The sequence below is a fragment of the Candidatus Villigracilis affinis genome, assembly GCF_016705895.1.
Taxonomy (GTDB): Bacteria; Chloroflexota; Anaerolineae; order Anaerolineales; family Villigracilaceae; genus Villigracilis; species Villigracilis affinis.
Genome location: NZ_JADJKT010000037.1, coordinates 340,003 through 359,767 on the forward strand (window position 1 = coordinate 340,003; position 19,765 = coordinate 359,767).

The following is a 19,765-nucleotide window of genomic DNA, read 5'->3' on the forward strand; positions in this document are numbered from 1 at the left end:
CGATTATTTCTTCAATAAATGTTTTTTTATGATTACGGTAAGTTCGTTGAGTTTTAAAGGTTTGCTTACATATTCATTGGCACCGGCGTTTAGGCAGCGTTCGCGGTCTCCGGGCATCGCCAGTGCAGTGACTGCGATCACGGGGATGGCGGCAATCGCAGTGTCTTTGTTCGAGCGGATGCGGCGAATGGTTTCCAACCCGTCCATGCGCGGCATTTGGATATCCACCAGCATAAGGTCCGGGGGAGTTTCTGATACTCGTTCAAGCAGTTCAACGCCGCTGCTGGCTTTGATCACGCGATATCCCTGCATTTCAAGAAAATCGGCAAGCATTTGCAAGACCACCGCATTGTCGTCGGCGACCAGGATCAGTGGTGTATTGGATGATTCAGCGTGAATTTGTGCGTTGCTGGTTAACATACCAGGAAGCTCCATTAAGGCATGTGGGATAGGTGGAGTATTTTCGGGTGACCAGGGCAGCGAGATCGTGAAACGGCTGCCTTCGCCAAACGTACTTTCCACTTCGATGCCACCGTTGTGCAACTCGACAAGCCGATAGACGAGCGATAGGCCAAGCCCTGTGCCGGAGTATTCGCGCGCAAGGCTGCTATCGATCTGCGTGAAGGGCCTGAAGAGGTTATGCAGGTCTTCGGGTTTGATGCCGATGCCTTTGTCCCATACGGTCAGCTTGATCTTTTGCCCGTCTCGATCAGCTTGAACATCCAGTCCGATCTCGCCGTTTTCCGGGGTGAATTTAACCGCATTGCTGATCAGGTTTACCAGGACCTGTTTGATGCGGCGCGCATCCACGTAGGCGTGGATCGTTTCTTCGAAGGTGGGAACATGAAACTGGTGTCTCTTTTTTTGCGCCATGCCTTTTGTCAATTTCAGGCTGGCCTGGCAGATATCTTCAATAGAGTAAGAGCCAAATTGCAGTTCCAGCTTGCCCGCTTCGATCTTGGCAAGATCGAGGATATCGTTGATCAATTCCAAAAGATGGCGTCCGCTCTCTTCGATGGTCTTTACGGCCTTATGTTGTTTTTCGTTCAACTCGCCATAGGCTCTTAACTGCAGGGCCTCTGAAAAACCAAGAATGCCGGTAAGTGGGGTTCGTAATTCATGGCTCATGCCTGCCAGAAATTCATCTTTCATCCTTGCGGCTTTGTCGAGTGCCACGTTTGCAATGACCAGTTCCTTGGTCCGTTCCTGTACGCGTTGTTCGAGGGTTTGATTCACTTCCTCTATTTTTTCCTGGGCAAGTTTGCGTTCGGTAATATCCGAAATGATCCCCGCCACACCCTTGACCTTGTTTTGATCGTCACTTATTGGAAAGCCGCGCGCCCAGACCCAGTGTGGGTTGTTATCCGGGCGGGTGATGCGCACTTCGATGGAAACTGAATTGCCGCCCATAAATTCGCGAATGGCATACTCAGCCAGTGGGAGGTCATCTGGATGGACCATATTCAAAATGGAAAGCGGATCCTTGTAAAAGGTGGAAATGGAATTACCCATTACTTGATCGTAGGCCGGGCTGACGTAACTGACGCGGTCATCAGCCAGGTCATAGGTCCAAAAGACTTCGCGGATATTTTCCGCCATCTGGCGGAAGCGGTTTTCACTCAGCGCCAATTCAGTCTGGCGTTCCGCTTCGATTTCGTCACGATGCCGGCTGGCAATGTAAATAACGATGGTTGCGGTCCATAGAAGCGTGAGAGTCCCTGAAAGCAGATCGATGTAGGTGATGGGCGGGGCAAGAATGGGAAGACTCAATTCGCCGAGGCTAAAGAGGACAGAGACATAAATTACACTTTTAGCGGAAAAGAATATACTGCTAATCAGCAGAGGGAGAATAACAAATGCCAGTACATCCACCTCTTCAAGCGGGTCATCCCCGGTAATGACCAATAGCAGCAGACTCATATAAATGAAAATGATCGTTATGGATCCTGCCAGTTTCCAATACCCGCGGCGACTCATCATATATGTGACGATCAGCGTAACGGTAACGGAAATGGTTTCCTTCAAATCGCTTTGATAGATACTTGTAAAATTATGAAGAAATAGATAAAGGAAGGATGCCAGAATGAGTGCGAGTAAAAAGATCGACATCAGACGGGCCTGCCGTCTTTGGATGGGCGGCATGGATTCCGAGGGCTCGATCAGCCATTGAATGGCCCATGGCAGGGTCGTCTTTTTTGAAACTGGAACAGTAGTGGAAGTCATATCACTCTTTTCTTATCAATTTCCTGATGGACAATACCAGTTCATGCAGTCTCACTGGCTTGCTGATGTATTCATCCGCGCCTGCATTCAGGCAGCGTTCGCGGTCTCCAGCAATTGCTTGTGAAAGCCCGGTGATAAAAATTACGGCTGGTGTCTTCCGCAAGCAGGTAGTTCAGGCGTTCCTTGCTGGCGCGCAAGGCGTCTTCTGTTATTTTTTGTTCAGTGTATTAGAGATGGTGGAGGGGTTCTGTAAATATCTTCCTTTGGCATCGCAGATTGCAGCTGCATTAACAATACGTTCAAAAATGCTCCCATCATTGCGAACGATCTCCAATTTGAGGTCTTTGAGCCAGCAGCCCTTCGTTCAGCTTCCGCAAGGCGGCTTCTGATACCTGTAAATTGTATTGTTCCAGCTTAAGTCTTTCCTGCAGGTTGCTGAACAGAACTCCCATCAGGATACAGATCATGGCCGAATAAAGCACATTTGTATTATGGACTTTAAAAGATTGGCTCCGTAAAAAAAATCGATAATGCTGCGGAGAGGGTCGTTGCGGCTATGCCCGCGTGGGTTTCTTGTTTACTGGGAGGTGGTGTGGGTGCGAAGTGAATCCCGTTTATGGAGCATGATGGACTCCAATGTATACATCTTATCGACTCACCCGCAGGCACGCCATCCGTATTTTTACTTAATTATCGCCCCGTGTTCCTCATGCTCCGATATTTGAGTAGATGTGCCTACCTGTCAATATCTGGTAGTTTTACGTATTCACTTTAAGTAATAAACCGAGTGGTCTTTCATGCTTTCGTATGTATACTCGTCGTATCAGAGAGTTATATTATCTGATTTATATGCGATTTTTGGAGGTTTTTATGATAGGCCAGAATGAAGAGTCGAATTTCACATCTTCGCGCGACCAAAATGTATTTTTGATCATTAACCGGCAAATGATCCCCCTGGAGAAAAAGGTGACACGTCTTGGTCGTCAATTAGGTAATGACGTGGTGCTTCAGGAGGAGTCGGTTTCACGTTTTCATGCAGAGATCCGTTATGAAGACGGGAAATATATTCTTTACGATAACAACTCAACGGCGGGTACCTACGTAAACAGCAAACGCGTAGACAGCTGTGTTTTGATATCAAGCGACCTTATTTCGTTTTCCTGTATTCAAGTGATGTTTGTGAATAACAATGCCAGGCTTGCTGGCAAAGCCATGGGGATGACCCAGAAATTGCATGCGGAAAAGTGAACATGAATTCCAAGCCGCTTATTCTGATCATTGATGATGACCCCGCCCTGCTCATGGGAGTTTCTGCAACCATTAAAAAACATGGATTTCAGGTTGTTTCCGCAGAGGATGGGAACGATGGATTTGCAAAGGCGAAGGAGGTCCAACCAGACCTGATCCTTTCGGATGTAATGATGCCTCCACCGAATGGGTTTGAACTTCGCAAATTGATGAGTCTCGACCCGCAACTGGCTTCCATTCCGTTCATATTTCTTACCGCCCGCTCCAGGATGGATGACAAAGTCAATGCCATTATGGATGGCGCAGATGATTACATCACCAAGCCCTTTGTCGTGTATGAGTTGATCGCGAGAATCAGCGCGGTTCTGCGTAGGGTAAAGATTGCTGAGGAGAATGGCAGAGAGCGTGCAAAGGTGGCGGCAGAGGCGGATCTGGATAGGGTACGTCAGGAGATCCTGCAGAATTTCCATCATGAGATCCGTACTCCGCTTTCAAATATCATGATGCCGCTGCAACTGGCGATCAACAATAAATTCGATAACGCGCAGGAGCAGAGCCGGTTCTTAAGCAAGGCGCTCTCAAGCGCAAGCCGTTTAGAGTCTCTGACTACCGACCTTATCCTATTAAGTAATATTGACCAGGGAAATTTGAATACCATCCGCCAACCCATTGATGTTGAGATGGATATCCATGTCCCTATCAATCGGCGGTTGGAGCGTTATTGCGACAAAGGGCTGGATTTTACAATGGATATTCAAGTGAACGGGAAGATCGCCGCCCCGCGCCGTGAGTTTACTCATGCGCTTGGGCATCTCGTTGATAATGCCTGTAAATTTAATTCCAGTCATGGCAAGGCTCATTTACGCATAGTCTCGCAGGAGAATGGGGGGGTGATTTTGGATGTTTTTGACAACGGGCCAGGCATCCCCACCCGCTTGCGTGAAAAAGTATTCGAACGTTTTTACCAGATCAGTCAGGGCGATGCCCGTGAGTTTGAGGGAATGGGGGTTGGCCTTTCGATTGCGCGTGCCGTGTTCCGAAGCCTGCGCGGTGATGTGAATATTCTGGACTCTACCCGGGGCTGTCACATACAAGCTGTCCTCCCTGACCTTCAGCCCGGCGACGTAACCTATGGATGAGAAAACGATCCCGATCGGTAACCTTCCCCCGCATCTGGCAATGCTGCTAAACAAGCAAAAAAAGGTGGAATGGGGTGAGGACATTCATTATCGTGCCTTGTTCGATCAGACAGGCGAGGTTGTATTCATCATCGGGATGGATTTGCATTACATTACAGCGAACCGTCAGGCACTTGACCTTTTGGGATATAGGAAAGAAGAGATCGCGGGGTTGCCTGTAAGCTCCGTTATGTCCTTGAGTGATGGGGTGGAAAACGGTACTGTTCTGGACGACGATGCAAACATGGTGGAGCGTATTCTGAAACGTAAGGATGGTTCCACTTTTCCTGTTGAGGTCAGTGCTTCGATCATCTACAATGAGAGGAACGAACCCGCCTACATTCAAAGCATTGCTCGTGACATTTCCGAACGAAAACGCTCTGAATTGGCATTGACCAAGTATTCGCGCATTCTATCAGCGATAAACCATGCAACGGCGCGCCTGTTGCGCTCCTCGAAAATCGAAACCTTGATGCTCGACGCTCTCGCTGCCCTTGGCGAGGCGATCGATGTGACCAACAGCGCCATCTTTGAGATCAATACCTTCTCATCTCAATCTGCTGTGATTACACAATATCAATGGAGCAAAAAGAATTCGCCTGCCATTGACATTGCGAAACTGATTCTGCCGGTATTTGATTCCATTTTGAAAAACCCGGGTGGTCAATTCTTCAACAGGGACAATCTGTTGAAAGGACCGTCGTTTTTTGTTTTTCCGATCTATGGCACGCTGGATTCTTGGAAGTTCCTCGGCATTTTCGACTCGTCAAAACTTCTTTCATGGTCTCCGTCTGAGTGTGACGCGGTGGAGATGGCGGCTGGCTTGATCGGTTCTGCATTGCAGCGTACCAGCTATGAAGAGACCATTCGATTGAATGAGACCAGAAATCGGATCATTCTTTCGGCCTTGCCTGATCTGCTCATTCGGCTGGATGCCAGCGGAATCATTTTAGATTACACCACCAATCCCGACCATCCGCTCTATTTGCATCGTGACATGATCTCGGGAAGAAAACTCGGCGAGATCTGGCCGCAGGAAACTGTGCAAAAGATCCTCGAAGATCTGGAGAACAAGGAAGCAGAAGAACCCCATCAGGCACACGGGTTTACCCTGCCGTTCAGTGCCCGCGATTACGAATCCCGTCTGCTGTCGATCAGCGACTCCGAGGTTCTGGTCGTGATCCGAGATGTGACCGATCAAGCGCGCCTGGATCGGATGAAGTCCGATTTTATCAACCGCGCCTCTCATGAATTGCGCACGCCGCTGACCACTGCCTTGCTTATGACGGAGTTGATCCAGGACGGAGGCAGCCGCGAGGAATTGGATCAATATTGGCGGACGTTAACGAGTGAGTTAAATCGTCAAAAAGTATTGATCGACCGATTGCTGATTGCCGGACGGCTTGAAAGTGGCATGATGGAATTGGATAGCAGTCATTTGGATCTGCTCCCTGTGCTGGAAGAATCCATTATGGCTGTAAAACCGATCGGTGACAAGCGTAACATTTCCATTAAGTTGATGAATCAGGAAACTGATTTTCATATTTTTGGAGATAAAAGCGGATTGCAGCAGGTTTTCATCAACCTGATCAACAATGCGATCAAATTTTCACCAAAGGGAAGCACGATCATCGTTGGCATCTGGAAGGGGAACGATCAGGTTCATATCTCGATTGCCGATCAGGGGATCGGTATTCCGTCTGAGGCTGTACCGCATCTTTTTCAACGTTTCTATCGCGCAAAAAATGTGACCATCGCCGAAATTCCCGGCAGTGGTATTGGCTTGTATATCGTCAAATCTATTATTGAGAAATTGGGCGGAGAAATCAACGTGGAAAGCGTTCCAAATAGTGGAACGACATTTACAGTTTCATTCAAGGATGCAGGCCATTTGCAGGGTTTAGCGCCCGTGGAATTTGCAGGCTCAGAAAAATCCGTTCACTGAGCCATGAATTGTACTTATGAACAGGCCCGCGATATCGATATCGCGGGCCTGTTTGCTATTTTTTGGTTTCTGCTTTATTCGTATGCCAGTGTATCTCTGACAGTCAATTTTGAGGCTCTGCGTGCAGGCAAAGCACTGGCAAGCGAGCCAAGCGCGATCGTGAAGATCAACCAGGCGACGATTCCGCTTAGGCCGTAGACAGCAGGCATCGGCGCGGTGAGGATCGCCATTCCCACACCATAACAAAGGAGATTCGTGATCGGGATCGCAATGAGGATGCTGATCATCCAACTGACGATGCCGATGACCATGCCTTCGACGATCACAATGGCTTGAATGTCGCCATTACTTGCGCCGATGGCTCGCATCACGCCGATCTCGCGGGTACGTTCGAGCACGTTGATGCTCATCGTTCCCATCAAACCCAGCCCACCGACGATCGCGATCAGGGTTGCCATGACCAGCATGAAGTAGACGAGGATATCTGTCTGTGATTTTTGATCGCGGATGAAGTCTGCGCTTAATTGCGTGGACCTGATCTGGATGCCCTGTGCCTCGAAAGCTGATTGCACCATTTCGTTGACTCGTTTTTGAGTTTCTGGATCATGCTGGGTGGTGGTGATGCGCAGGGAATAGGCCATCTCTGTTTCACCAACGAGGCTGCTGAGATATTCATAATTGGCGTATAGCAGCGGCGGACTGACGTTGCCCGGCATGCTATATGTGCCAACGATCTGCCAGTCTGTTTCCTTGCCGTTCGCTTCGATGGTAAGCCAGTCACCGACCTTAAGCTCTGGAAAGATATTGAGCAGATGATTTCCGATGACGATGGCATTTTCATCGCCGGGCTGCAGCCAGCGGCCTGTGGAGATGATCGGGTCGATCAATGTGGAGGTGGATGGCGGCGCAACAAAAAGGATCTGCGTACCAGCTTCATCGTCTCCTTTTTTGAGTGTGCCGGGGTATTCCAGCCAGCCTTCGGCGCTCTCCACGCCGGGGATGTTTTCGGTGACGCTTGCCACTTTGTCGTAGCGATAGCCGCGGTCAAATGCCACGTTGATATCTGCAAGGAAGTAGCCTTGGATGTCCTGCATTACCTTGTCGAAGGATGCCCACAGGTTGTATACGGCGATGAATACCGCGCCTGCCAGCACCAGTGTGAACAAAGTGATTCCAAGCCGAACCTTGCGCCTGAATGTATTGCGGATCGAAATGCGAATCGGGCGGGGGATCAGTACGGATCTGTGGTTCACCGAATCAGATTTTGGAGCGGCGTTACCGCCAAGTCCATAGTCGCTGATTGCCTCGCGCACCGTTACACGCACACTGTTGTAAATAGGGAAAATGGCTGCGAACAAAGGCACCACCAGGGCGACAATTGCCTGTTGAATGAGCGTGGCTGGGTATCCCTTGTATGGCGCGGCATAGAAATTCAACCACTGGGCCATGCCTCCGCCAATCTCAGACGCCGCCATATTTGACAGTGGAATCGCCATTGCCAATGCACCCAATCCAAACCCCAGGATCAAGATAACGTACATGCCTGTGATCTGCGAGTTGCCCGCGCCCACGGCTTTCATGATTCCGATCTGCCGCGTTTGCTGGGTCATCAATGCGGTGATGGTATTGACGATGAGGAATCCACTCAGCAGAACGGTCAGGTAACCGAGGATGCTCAGTACGAAGAACACGCCCTGCGTGATGCTCCACGCAAAGTGATGACCAGGTTGATACACACTAACGAAATAAATGGTTGCGCCTGCGCGCTCCACGCGGTCTGCAACGGCCTGTGCCACTGCGGTCACGTGTTCCTGATCGGTTTGCTTTTCCAGAACGCTGATGGCGAGCATTTCATAGCTTGAGGTATCGCCGCCCAGCCATTCCAATGTGTCAGGGGTTACGTAAGCGCCGACTGTGTTTGCGAGGTTGTATGGGATGCCAGTCACATCGTGCATGTAACCTGTCAAAGTCAACTCGCGTCTTTTACCATTTGCCAGTTCCACCACGATCGTATCGCCAGCCTTGTAGCCCATTCCCATCGAACTTCCATCGAAGATGGTTTCGTTCTTCCCGTAGGCGGGAATACTGAGTTCACCCGTTACAGGCTTGAGAAAGTTCAATGTCAATTTACCGGGATCTTCCAGTGCGATGAAATTAACATCAGTAAAGGTGCCATCGGGGCGGACAATGCGCGCGCCGACCGATGAAAATCCCTGCACCTGATCCACGCCGGGCACGGTGCGGGCGATCTTCACCATGTCATCATCGAGCGGGCCTGCATAGACCTGCGCCTCAGATGGGTTGGCGGAAAGATAATCGCCGTCCATGCTTTCGTTCATGTAGAGGCCCATGTTGCTGTTGAAACCAACAGCAAACGTGCCCACCATGATCGTCATGATGGTGAGGAAGGTTCGTCCGCGGTTGCCCCAAAAATCAGCCCAGACTTTTTTCCAGCGCGAGCTCATTTGGAGCCTCCCAGAATGGACATGTGCTCGTCTTCGTGTTTATCTGCCATCTGATGCAGCGCTTCACGCGTGACTTCAGACTGGTCCAGCAATTCTTTGAGTTGACCATACTCGATGGAGAGCACTTCAACAGGTCCGCTTTCCGAGGCGCGGACGGAAGCCAGATGTTTCTTCTCGTGGAAGAATTCGATTTCGCCGAAGCATTTTCCAGGTCCGAGTTGAAGCGCGACCACATCCGATTGATTCGTGCGCGGCAGGATCACTTCCACGGTTCCCTTTGAGACAACGTAGAACGTATCCGCATGTGTCCCTTCGGAAAGGATCATTGCGCCAGGTTCAAAATGCTGGGGCTTGGCGGTACGGGTAAGTTGCAACAGTTGCGCGGCGGTAAGGGTGGGCATGGCCTTCGCCACATACTCATTGACGATCTCGCCATCTGCGATGAGGGCGGTGCGGTGAGTGCGTTTTGCCAACGCGCTGTCGTGTGTGACGATGATGATGGTCTTGCCTTTTGCGACCAGGTCGTTGAACAAAGTGAATACAGACTCGGCTGTCTTTGAGTCGAGATTGCCTGTCGGTTCATCAGCGATGATGACGGGCGGGTCGTTGGCGAGTGCACGGGCAATCGCCACGCGCTGCTGCTGTCCGCCGGAGAGGGCAGTGGGGAGCTTGTGCGCATGGTCCGCGAGTTCGACCAATTCAAGCAATTGCATCGCGCGCTGGTGACGTTCGCGCATGGGATAGGTTCTGCAGAAATCCATCGGCAGCATGATGTTTTCGATGACGGAGATCATCGGCAGTAATTGAAAGAACTGGAATACAACGCCGAGATTCTTTCCGCGCCAGCGTGCCATTTTATTTTCGCTGAGTTTGTGTACCGCCGTGTCATTCACCCAGACTTCGCCGCTGGTGGGAATGTCGATGCCTGTGATCATATTCAATAAAGTTGTCTTGCCGCTGCCCGATTTACCGATAATGCTGACGAACTCGCCTGCGTTGATTTGCAAGTCCACGCTGTCAAGCGCGTGATAATCGCCGACGGCAGTTTTGTAAAATTTATTTACTTCACGCAGGTCGATCATTGGGTGGTTGACTGAGCTGTCGTTGTTGTTTTTTTGAAAGAATGCCATTTTGTACGTGCCTTTCTTGCGCGGATGTTTGAGGTGAGTGGTGTGCGTCGCACCAGACGGGTAGAGGAATCTCGTAAATCAGTAAAATCTACTTGTTCGGATTGTCTCTTCGAAGTTGGTGCGACGCACACTCTCTTTTGATCAGGATCAGTTCTAAAGTCCAGCGCGAAGCGTTTTTTATTCCGCAAATTTGACGATGGCGGTCATACCCCAGCGCATTGCAGGGTCTTGTTCGGTGAGCAGGATGGTGACTTCGTAGACAACATCGCCCTGATTTTCAGAGAAGTTCTGGCTGATGGAGAGGACGTTGCCGCTCAACTCCACGCCGGGAAGTGCATCCAGTGTGACGGTAACAGCCTGGCCTTCAGAGATCTTGACCACGTCGATTTCGGTCAGGTCGGTGGTCTTGACGACCCATTTTGAATTATCGGCAATCGTAATGACAGGCTGGCCCGAGGCGGCAAATTCGCCGACTTTGAGATTAAGGTCTGTGATGAGACCAGGGAAGGGCGCACGTACTTCGGCGCTGGCAAGGGCGGCACGAGTGCCGGCAGTATCCGCCGAGAAGGACGGGTCTTTCAGGGCTTCATAATCTTTTTGGGCAAGGGTCAGGCGGGAATTGGCATTTTGCAATGTCGAGTCAAGTTCAAGCCATAAAATGGCCTTGCGATAGCGGGCCCAGGCATCATCGAGCGCCTGCTTGTAGATCTTGGCTGTGCCCGTGACCACGCCGCTGTTCTTTTCCGCTTCAGTTTGAGCGAGACTGCGTTCGCTGAGGTTTTTGTACGGTTCGAAATCGGCGCGTGCCTTATCCAGCTTCACAAGCATGGCATCCACAGCCTCAGATGGGGTCATTCCCGTGAAATCGGAGGGGACATCGAAATTATCGAGCTTGAACTGCGCATCGCGTACTTCCTGATAAGCAGCCGTTAATTCCGCGAGTGCCTTGGCTTGCGCGGTTTCGAGGGTTTGGGCTTCGCTTGATTTCAGGCGGGCAATGACATCGCCTGCAGCGACTTCATTCCCTTCACTGAACAATACTTCGCTGACAAGTCCGCTTGCGTTCAGGGCCAATTCCGTATAGTGGATTGGTTCCAGTTTTCCTTCGGCGATAATGGTGTTATCGGCGATGACGGTGGGGATGGGGGTGGCCTCTGCTGTGGCGGGGGCTGCGCCGCAGGCCGTTGCAAAAAGGGAGATAACCAGGAGTGCGATCAGATGTGTATGTTTCATTTGTGCTGTCCTTTTTAAATTTAGCTTATCCCGCATGGGATTAATTTTCAAGGGTATCTACGCGATTTTTTGGATTTGGTTGCACTATTTTCCTGATTCACAAAGCTGCTCAGCCTTATTTCCCTGTGGCTGATCAACTTTCGTTGAAGACGGTTCTTTGGAACTACGCCCTGCCATCCATGAAAGTGGCTGGGAATATCAATTGGTGATATGAAAATAGAAAAGAACGAAGTTTTCCATGCCTTTCGGGTCTCTCATTCCGTGTGCAAAGAACGTGTCTCCAAGGATCGGGGCGAATGGCGCTTTCTCGTTTTTTACCCATCCACCCAGAGTGGTTTGCATGTTTTGGGGAGTGTGCATGGTGGAAATATACAACTGATTGGAAAATGTCATTCGTGTGGTTTTACTGATCAACCCCATACGCTGTGCAAATGCCTTGTCTTTAGCCGAGAGCATGTCTGAGGCCAGGCGGCATACCCCGATCAACGCGTCGTTCTCCATTTTGTTGGGAGTGAAAGCCATCATGTAAACTGTTTGAAGTGTAGGCATGGTGTTCTCCTTTTTGCGGATTATAGTTTATTCCACAGCCCAGGCTCGGGTGGAAAACGTATATTACAATAGGCCTATGACCAAGATCAATTTGAAGAAATTAAACACGCATCGCGCTCGGACCTTCAATCTGCCTCCTGCCAAAAGACTCTCGTCGCCAGCCCAGGCATTGACCTTTGTCAACAAGCGCGGCTTCACGTATTTCTGGCCCATCAAAGGCATTGACCTGCCCTCGCTGTGGACAGCCGTTGCAGGCGACCGTCCCGTTGCCGACAAGCACGACGACCCCGGTCACATCACCTGGGGCTGGAAGGACGGCGCGCTCGATAAAAAGATCTGGTATTACGCAAAGATCCTGCGCGGCAAAGCCACAATGATCTCACTTGAAACCGCCCCGTACTTTTACGCCCTCTCTGAAAATTACGGCTCGCCCGAAGAAGATTACCTGATCGCCTACGAAGAAGGACGGCTGAATCAGGCCTCGAAACAAGTCTATGAGGCCCTGCTCGAAAACGGCGCATTGAACACGCTCGACCTGCGGAAAATGGCGAAGCTCTCCAACGCAAAAGACTCTGAATTCAACAAGGCGCTCGAGCAATTGCAAAGGGATTTCAAGATTTTGCCCATTGGTGTGGCGCAGGCAGGCGCCTGGAAATATTCCCACATCTACGAAATTGTCCCGCGTCATTTTCCAGACCTGCCCGAACAGGCACGCAAGATCACCGAATCACAAGCGCGGATGAAACTGCTCGAACTGTATTTCAACCTCGTCGGCGCAGCACAGACGAGGGATATCACCAAACTATTCGGCTGGTCGAATGAAGTTGCCAACCGCACCTTGAATAAATTGATCGATCAAGACCTGCTTTTGGCCGTTACTCACCCAAGCCAGGCAGGGGAGTGGATCGCCCTTCCAACCGTAGTAACGACTTAAGTTATTACTACAAAAAGTCCCGTGAAATTTCACGGGACTTTTTGTCTTTATTCGTAAACTGGTGTTGTCGCTGAAGGAAACTTCGGTGATTTCGCCATGCGAATCGCTTGTTCAAAAGCACGCTTCTCTTTGCGCTGGGCATCGATCTTGCGCTGAACGTGCGGAGCGAAGAACCCCGCGTAGCGTTTTTGAAGCTCAGGCTTCTGCCAGTCATTGCCGCCAACTGTACCGCGGCATGTAACGGCTCCGCACCCACAATTGAATTCATCGTAGGGCATGGTGTCGCTCATGGCATAGTCAAAACAAACTTCCTCGCCGATTTTGATGTCTCGCATTGCAACGAGTCCAATCTGGCCCGAAAGACCTGCATTCGGATTACACGAGTGATTGACATAATCTCCTTCTCCAATGGGGCGCGGCACCAGGAAATGACGATCTTCTACCTGGATGCACAAACTGCGCTCACGGTCAGGAAGGTGGATAAAGGCGTCCCATTCATAAACGACGCCCCCGAAAACGGCTACGAGCTCACCTTTGTTGATGGGCTCAAGGGCATAAATGCCGTTTCCACTGCCATCGGCCTTCGGGCGGCCTTCCAACTTAGAAGACAGATAGGAACTTGGTTGCTTTGACATTCATATAACTTCCTTTCAAGAAGTGGATTAAAGATTAACAGCGCCCTCCCCGGTGGTCGAGCCGGGAAAAACGCCATTGGTGAGGTAATCATACAATAAATTTTCTGCATGTAAAGGTTTTTGTAATACCAATTGCCTTACATTTCATGATGATTTTTTATCAAGAATCCCCTTGTGCGTTATTTAAATCCCCCGCATGGTTGCTTGAGTGCCTAATAAATATTTACCTTTTTTGGATGAATATCCGCTTCACGCTTCGCGCACCTGAAATTGATTCGGCTCAAATTGCATTTCTTCCCCTGAAAATTATTCCACCCAGCGCGGACCCCAATCTGGTTCGGGATGATTGGTAAGCTGCACCTGATTCGAACCATCCACACGCATAATGTATAAGTCGGCTTGATCGTCGTTGCGCAGTGAATTGAACACGATATACAACCCGTCAGGTGAATAGGATGCTCCCGCATTATTCCCGCCATCCGTGAGCTGGACATAATTCCCTGTTGCAATATCAATAGAGTAAATATCCTTGTCGCCGACTGGCCCCGCATAGATCAACAGACTTTTTCCATCGGGAGACCAATCCAGGCTGCCGCCGATCCCGTTCAATCCCTGCGAAACCTGACGATGATTCTTCCCGTCTGCATTCATGATGAATATCTCGTATTCCAATGGAACACCGATCGACATGGCATATGCGATCTGCTCGCCATTAGGCGACCATGTAACAGCAACGATTTCGTCCGCCCCTGCATAAACCAGGTGTGGATTCAATCCATCGGAGTTGACCGACCATATCGCTGGCAGGCCGTCGCCGACCTGGTTTACAAATGCGATTTTCTGTCCGTTGGGTGAATAATCAGGCGAAACCACATTGCCGACGTTTTGCGTCAACTGAAAGAGTTGTTTTTCGCCGAACCGCAACAGATACAGGTCAAATGCGCCGTTGCGGTTGGATGAGAACAAGAGAGAACTTCCGTCGGGGGTGAAGGTGGGGTAGTAACTGCTTGCTTCCATGTCTGAAAGCTGGGTATAGCCAGATCCATCGCGGTTGACAATGCATAGCTGGTTGTAATCTCCGCGCGTACAGGTGAAGGCGATCCGTCCGCCATGCTGGTCGGTGGGTCTTGGGATTGGTGTGAATGTTGGCGGAGGGGTGAAATCCACCGCAAAGGGAGTGAATTGCACAGGAGTAGGAACCACGATCTGCTCAGGACGTACGAACCAGAAAAGAGATATAAATCCGAGAATGAGGATGACCACGAAGGCGGTCATAATGCCCATTCCTGATCTTTGTTTCTTTTGTTGAGCGATCGCGGTGAGGCGGTCTTCGAGCGGAAGTGAGTCTTCGGCGATGATGTTCGGTTTTGGCGGCGGTAGAAAATCCCATCCTTCAAGAACTGCCGAGGTGACAGGAGCAGTTTTCGGGTCAGCGCGAAGCGGCACTTCATCCACAGAAAACTGAGCCGCAAGCGCGAGCGAAGAAAGCAATTCAGTGGTGGTCTTGAGTCGGCTTTCAGGCTTTTTGCGCAGCGCCCACAGGATCATGCGTGAGAAATGATCGGGGATGTCTTTGTTCAATGAAATAGGCGTTGGCGGCGTGAGATCGAGATGCGCTTTTTTGATCTCGGCATTTGTTTTTGGGGCGGGCTTGCCATTGATCCACGCGCCAGTGACAAGTTCGTAAAGGATTACGGCGAGAGAATAAATATCCGAGGCCGGGGTGAGCCGCTGGTCAGTGAATTGTTCGGGGGAAAAATACAGGCGCGGATATTTACCATGTGGATATTCGATGACAGCGTTGGCCTGCTGTGCCGCGCCGATGCCGCTGAGAAAAATTTCGCCGCGCTTGTTGATATGAATGAACTCAGGTACGAGATTTAGGTGCAGATAATTTTGTTTGTGCAGTGCCTCAAGTGCGGCGCAAATCGCTTTTGTGTAAACGAGCGCCTCAGTTGCGGAGAGAGTTTTTTTTGCAAGGATCTCCACAAGCGATGGGCCATTGATCCATTCTTCCAAAAGGAAGTTTGTGGTTGGGGTTTGATACAGTCCGAGAAATGGAACAATGTTCGGATGCGAGATGCCACGCAGTCTGGCAGTTTCTGCTTCGAGGTGTTTGAGTTTTTCAGCATTCTCAGAAATCGTTTTTGGCAGGAGAGTCAGAGCCAGTGATTTGTTGCTGCGCGTATCGGTCGCGCGGTAAAGCTCCCCAAGCGGTGTGAGTGTGATGTATTTTTCAATTTGATATTGGTTCAGGAGGGTTTGTCCTGATGACAATGACGGCATGGGCAGATTCTAATTCAAATTGCCCTGTTCTGGACAAGGTATAATATTTTTAAGCAGGTAATTCAGGTTTTAGGAATCAGGATGAATACTACATCTTCCAGTTCTACGCTTCGATGGGTGGATTTGATTCGTGTGATCGGTGCGTTTCTTGTCGTCATGGCACATGTCTCTTACAAGGGCGAAGGCTCTGTGCTGGTATCAACTTATTATTTTGTGCTTTCTCGTGTGGCGGTTCCGCTGTTTTTCATGATGAGCGGATTTTTGTTGTTGAAAAAAGAAGAGCCTTACGGCGTTTTCTTTCGAAAACGCGCCGTGAAAGTGGTTGTTCCATTTTTTATCTGGTCGGTGATCTACCTACTTTGGAAGCGCGAAGGATTTGAATCAGGATTTTCCCTCGACCTCGTAGTGAGTTACATCGTGAAGATCATTCGTGGCCCACGCGAGAATCATCTGTGGTTTTTCTATGCTTTGATCGGGTTGTATCTTTTTACTCCGATTCTGCGTGTGTTCGTGGCACGTGCATCTAGATTGGATTTGTATTATTTCTGTGCCTTGTGGTTTTTGGTCGTGCCCATCTTTTCCCTTTTGCAGGAATTTACGCCTGTAAAGATCGGCTTTGAGTTGTATTTTGTCGCTGGGTATACGGGTTATTTTTTGCTCGGTCACGTGCTGGGACTTTTTGAATATACCCGCATCCAATTGTATGGATTGGCTGCGTTGTTTCTGTTTTTATCCCTTGTGACCACTTATTTGGATTTCCAGTCGAACCTGCTTAAATGGAACACCCAGTACTTTGTCAGTTACCTGGGTGTGAATATCGTGCTGTTGACCGTGATCGCTTTTATTTTGCTTCGCGAAATTCCGATCAGCGACCGTTTGTATGCATTCCTTGCCCCGCTTGGACGCGCCAGTTTTGGAATTTATCTTGTGCACGTGATCGTGCTTGCGATTCTCGAACAAATGCCAGGGGTCAGCGGGTGGTTTTCAGCGGGTTCTTCCGTCTATATGATTCCGCTGCTTGGTTTGCTGGGTTTCATGGTTTCATATGTGATCGTGGCGATCATACAGAAGATACCGGTGCTGCGCTGGAGCATGCCATGATGTTGACTTTACAACGCCCACGATAGCATCAGGCCGAAGATCGCCACCAACAGCCCGACATGCAGGAACAGGTTGCTGGTGGCTAAAAATCCACCGGGGAAAATGAATTGAATGACCAGATTGATCAGGATTAACACCAGCCCAACGATGGGGAGTAGCCCCTTTCGATGCGCCAGAAATTCCGACATGCGATCCAAAAATTTAGACATTATTCCTCCTCTGCATCGTGAGTGTCAGCTTCGGTTATTTCCTGCTGGTTTTGTTTTAGATGCCACGGGGCATATTGAGCGAGCAATCGCCCGGGGATGCGTCCCTGCATGACCACGCCGCCGCGTTCGTGCTCCACGCGTTCCACCTGACCCAGTTCATGAAACAGCGAGATCAACGCGCCTTGTTGATAGGGGAGACGCACGTTGATCGGGCTGTAGGATTCGTACAATTCCTCCCGAATCAAGTGCAACAGATCCTTGATGCCCGTCCCTTCAAGCGCCGAAATGGATACGGCTTTGGGGAAGGCTTTTAGGATTTCTATGGCGTTCTCCGGACGATTGAGAAGGTCTGCCTTGTTCAAGGCAGTGATCATTGGAATATGACTTGCGTCGATCTCATTCAGGGTTTCCTGCACGGCCTGATATTGATTGAGCGCATTGGGGTGTGAAATGTCAACGACATGCAATAGCAGGTCGGCTTCGGCGATCTCTTCGAGTGTGGCGTGGAAAGCGGCGATTAACGAAGTGGGGAGCTTTTGAATGAACCCGACCGTATCTGTCATCAGGGATGGATCGTCGCCGGGGAGCTGCACGCGGCGGGTGGTCGGATCAAGCGTTGCGAATAATTGGTCTGCGACGTAGACTTCCGATTTTGCGATGCGATTGAGTAAGGTGGATTTGCCTGCGTTGGTGTAACCTACCAGTGCAACAGTTGGAATACGTGAGCGTTTGCGCTGGGCACGATACCGCATTCGATGTGCTTCCACTTTTTCGAGTTCGTGCTTGATATGGGTGATGCGTTTGCGGATGGCGCGTTTGTCCACTTCGAGCTGGGTTTCACCGGGGCCGCGCAAACCAACGCCGCCCGTGGAACCTGCCCGTCCGCCGCCGCCGCCTGCCTGTCTTTCAAGATGCGTCCAGGCGCGAGTAAGGCGCGGGAGGTTGTATTCATATTGAGCGAGCTCAACTTGAAGCATGCCTTCACTGGTGTGGGCATGTTGGGCGAAGATATCAAGGATAAGCGCCGTTCGATCCAGCACGCGGATGTTGATGAGTGCCTTTTCCAGTTCACGTTGATGGCGCGGCGAAAGTTCATCATCGAAGATAATCACATCGGCAAGGGTCTCTTCCGCGAGTGCTTTCAGTTCTTCAACTTTGCCGGGGCCAATATAGGTGACAACGTGAGGGCGGTCCAGTCTTTGGGTGAGTTCGCCGACGACGTCTACGCCAGCGGTATCTGCGAGCAGGGCGAGTTCTGCGAGTGAATCGTCCAGTGCGAGCATTTGTTTGTTGCCGCGGATCTCAACGCCGACGAGAAAGGCGCGTTCACGCGGTGGGGTTGTTGGTTGGGGGAGCTTCTTTGCCAATGGTTTCTTTTTCCGATTCTGGTTTACTCTGCTCAACATGGCCGAAAAACTTCGTGATGAGCGGATCCGTTGCTTCTGTGCGCGTAGGCAATAGGACGTGAAAGGTGGAACCCTTTAGTTTGACTTCGTCGTATCCTTCGGATTCGACCCAGATCGTGCCGCCGTGCGCTTCAATAATTCCACGTGTAATGGGGAGGCCGAGGCCGGGGCCGCCTCCCTTGAATTTGGTCTTACCGCTTGAGTGCAAGTCGGTGCGGCCAAGTTGACCGAACTTTTCAAAGATCGTCGCCTGATTTTCAGGGGAGATGCCGATGCCTGTATCTGTGATGACAACTTCGAGGAAGCCGGGGAGCATGCGTCCGTCGATGGTGATCGTGCCTTTATCGGGTGTGTATTTGATCGCGTTCGATGCCACATTATACAGCGCCTGATACAACCGTTCCGAGTCGCCGTAGATCATCAAGTCGCTGCCTTCGAATTGGTTGACGATCAGATCCTGTTTGCGTTCGGTCGTTGTTTTCTTGAGTTCATTCTTTAGCAGGTTCAACAAGTGACTGACCCAGACGGGCTGGAAATTGAGCGTGAGCAGGTTGTTGTCGATCAATGAAACATCGATCATATCGTCGATGATCTGGCGCAGGCGGTGGATGCCGGTGTTGACGCCCTTGAGCAAACCATCAATAGGGGATTGGCCCGATTGCTCGACCATATCCACCATCATGGCGGTGTAGCCTTCGATGAGCGTGAGCGGTGTTTTGAGTTCGTGTGCGGCAACCGAAATGAAATTGGATTTGTTATGATCGAGCTGCTGCAGCTTTTCCTGTGTCTTGTTAAGCTCGCTGGAGATGTGTGCCACACGCGTTTCCATTTCGTAGCGAACGACCACACTCAGGCTGTGCGTGAAGATCGGGACGACCGCCGCGATCAATTCCAGTGCATCTTTTTTGTTGAGGTTCTCGCGCGCCACTTCGATGGTGAGGGTGGTCATGCGGTTGACTACGAAAGAGACATAGTAATCGCCCTGTTCCAAATTCGTTTCGGTGGGAGATTGTCCCCAATCGTAGAGGACGGGGTCGAGCCAGGCCAGATTACCCGTTACGACCGTGTGTTCGAGGAGTTCGTAAAAGCGTTCAAGCTGCTCCACAAAACCCGCGCGGACACCCTCGCCGCTTGCGAGTTCACGGGAGATGCGCTCCACCCAGTGGGTGCGTATTTTTTGCAGGGATTCCTGTACCGTCATTACCGTAAGTTTACGCCTTGTT

At 50.5% G+C, this 19,765-nt stretch carries 15 protein-coding genes; 5 read left to right on the forward strand and 10 right to left on the reverse strand.

The genetic code is table 11. The annotated features are described in order from the left end of the window. Nucleotides 1-3: 3 nt before the first annotated feature. Nucleotides 4-2,223, reverse strand: a complete 2,220-nt coding sequence (locus IPI86_RS20275) for an ATP-binding protein (protein WP_345299831.1) — start codon at nt 2,221-2,223, stop codon at nt 4-6. A gap of 870 nt (nt 2,224-3,093) precedes the next feature. Here IPI86_RS20275 and IPI86_RS20280 point away from each other — a divergent pair. Genes IPI86_RS20280 through IPI86_RS20290 form a run of 3 tightly spaced genes read left to right on the forward strand, consistent with a single transcriptional unit; the run spans nt 3,094 to nt 6,594 of the window. Continuing rightward, the gene (locus tag IPI86_RS20280; RefSeq protein ID WP_345299832.1) at nt 3,094-3,471 is read left to right on the forward strand and encodes an FHA domain-containing protein; all 378 of its coding nucleotides are present in this window, start codon (nt 3,094-3,096) and stop codon (nt 3,469-3,471) included. Nucleotides 3,472-3,473: 2 nt separating this feature from the next. Next, nucleotides 3,474-4,610 carry a hybrid sensor histidine kinase/response regulator gene (locus IPI86_RS20285; protein ID WP_345299833.1) on the forward strand — a complete coding sequence of 379 codons (1,137 nt, stop codon included), beginning with the start codon at nt 3,474-3,476 and terminating at the stop codon, nt 4,608-4,610. Beyond that, nucleotides 4,603-6,594: an ATP-binding protein gene (locus tag IPI86_RS20290; protein WP_345299834.1), complete on the forward strand. Its 1,992-nt coding sequence runs from the start codon at nt 4,603-4,605 to the stop codon at nt 6,592-6,594. Before IPI86_RS20285 ends, IPI86_RS20290 begins: the two co-directional genes overlap by 8 nt. Nucleotides 6,595-6,668: 74 nt before the next feature. Here IPI86_RS20290 and IPI86_RS20295 read toward each other — a convergent pair whose 3' ends face one another. The 4 genes from IPI86_RS20295 to IPI86_RS20310 all read right to left on the reverse strand — a co-directional run bounded on the left by IPI86_RS20295 (nt 6,669) and on the right by IPI86_RS20310 (nt 11,971). After that, entirely contained in the window at nt 6,669-9,059 is a 2,391-nt protein-coding gene (locus IPI86_RS20295) for an FtsX-like permease family protein (protein WP_345299835.1), read from the reverse strand. Further along, nucleotides 9,056-10,189: an ATP-binding cassette domain-containing protein gene (locus tag IPI86_RS20300; protein ID WP_345299836.1), complete on the reverse strand. Its 1,134-nt coding sequence runs from the start codon at nt 10,187-10,189 to the stop codon at nt 9,056-9,058. The genes IPI86_RS20295 and IPI86_RS20300 overlap by 4 nt, the downstream gene beginning before the upstream one ends. A gap of 177 nt (nt 10,190-10,366) precedes the next feature. Beyond that, the gene (locus IPI86_RS20305) at nt 10,367-11,422 is read right to left on the reverse strand and encodes an HlyD family efflux transporter periplasmic adaptor subunit (protein ID WP_345299837.1); all 1,056 of its coding nucleotides are present in this window, start codon (nt 11,420-11,422) and stop codon (nt 10,367-10,369) included. Nucleotides 11,423-11,620: 198 nt separating this feature from the next. Then, a complete protein-coding gene (locus tag IPI86_RS20310; protein ID WP_345299838.1) occupies nt 11,621-11,971 on the reverse strand; it encodes a hypothetical protein in 351 nt (116 codons plus the stop codon). 76 nt (nt 11,972-12,047) lie between these two features. Between IPI86_RS20310 and IPI86_RS20315 the strand changes: the two genes are divergently transcribed. Beyond that, nucleotides 12,048-12,905, forward strand: coding sequence for a crosslink repair DNA glycosylase YcaQ family protein (locus IPI86_RS20315; RefSeq protein WP_345299839.1), 858 nt, complete (start codon nt 12,048-12,050; stop codon nt 12,903-12,905). Nucleotides 12,906-12,952: 47 nt separating this feature from the next. On the opposite strand, the gene IPI86_RS20320 is transcribed toward IPI86_RS20315, so the two are convergent. Next, complete coding sequence (locus tag IPI86_RS20320; protein ID WP_345299840.1) at nt 12,953-13,540, reverse strand: SET domain-containing protein; 588 nt, start codon at nt 13,538-13,540, stop codon at nt 12,953-12,955. A gap of 306 nt (nt 13,541-13,846) precedes the next feature. After that, a complete protein-coding gene (locus IPI86_RS20325; protein WP_345299841.1) occupies nt 13,847-15,826 on the reverse strand; it encodes a protein kinase in 1,980 nt (659 codons plus the stop codon). Nucleotides 15,827-15,907: 81 nt separating this feature from the next. Between IPI86_RS20325 and IPI86_RS20330 the strand changes: the two genes are divergently transcribed. Continuing rightward, nucleotides 15,908-16,927 carry an acyltransferase family protein gene (locus IPI86_RS20330; RefSeq protein WP_345299842.1) on the forward strand — a complete coding sequence of 340 codons (1,020 nt, stop codon included), beginning with the start codon at nt 15,908-15,910 and terminating at the stop codon, nt 16,925-16,927. Between the two features lie 8 nt (nt 16,928-16,935). On the opposite strand, the gene IPI86_RS20335 is transcribed toward IPI86_RS20330, so the two are convergent. The 3 genes from IPI86_RS20335 to IPI86_RS20345 are packed head-to-tail and all read right to left on the reverse strand — an operon-like array spanning nt 16,936 to nt 19,743. Next, complete coding sequence (locus tag IPI86_RS20335; protein WP_345299843.1) at nt 16,936-17,136, reverse strand: hypothetical protein; 201 nt, start codon at nt 17,134-17,136, stop codon at nt 16,936-16,938. Beyond that, nucleotides 17,136-18,503: a GTPase HflX gene (gene hflX, locus IPI86_RS20340; RefSeq protein WP_345299844.1), complete on the reverse strand. Its 1,368-nt coding sequence runs from the start codon at nt 18,501-18,503 to the stop codon at nt 17,136-17,138. Before hflX ends, IPI86_RS20335 begins: the two co-directional genes overlap by 1 nt. Further along, a complete protein-coding gene (locus IPI86_RS20345; protein ID WP_345299845.1) occupies nt 18,463-19,743 on the reverse strand; it encodes a HAMP domain-containing sensor histidine kinase in 1,281 nt (426 codons plus the stop codon). The genes hflX and IPI86_RS20345 overlap by 41 nt, the downstream gene beginning before the upstream one ends. Nucleotides 19,744-19,765: the final 22 nt, after the last annotated feature.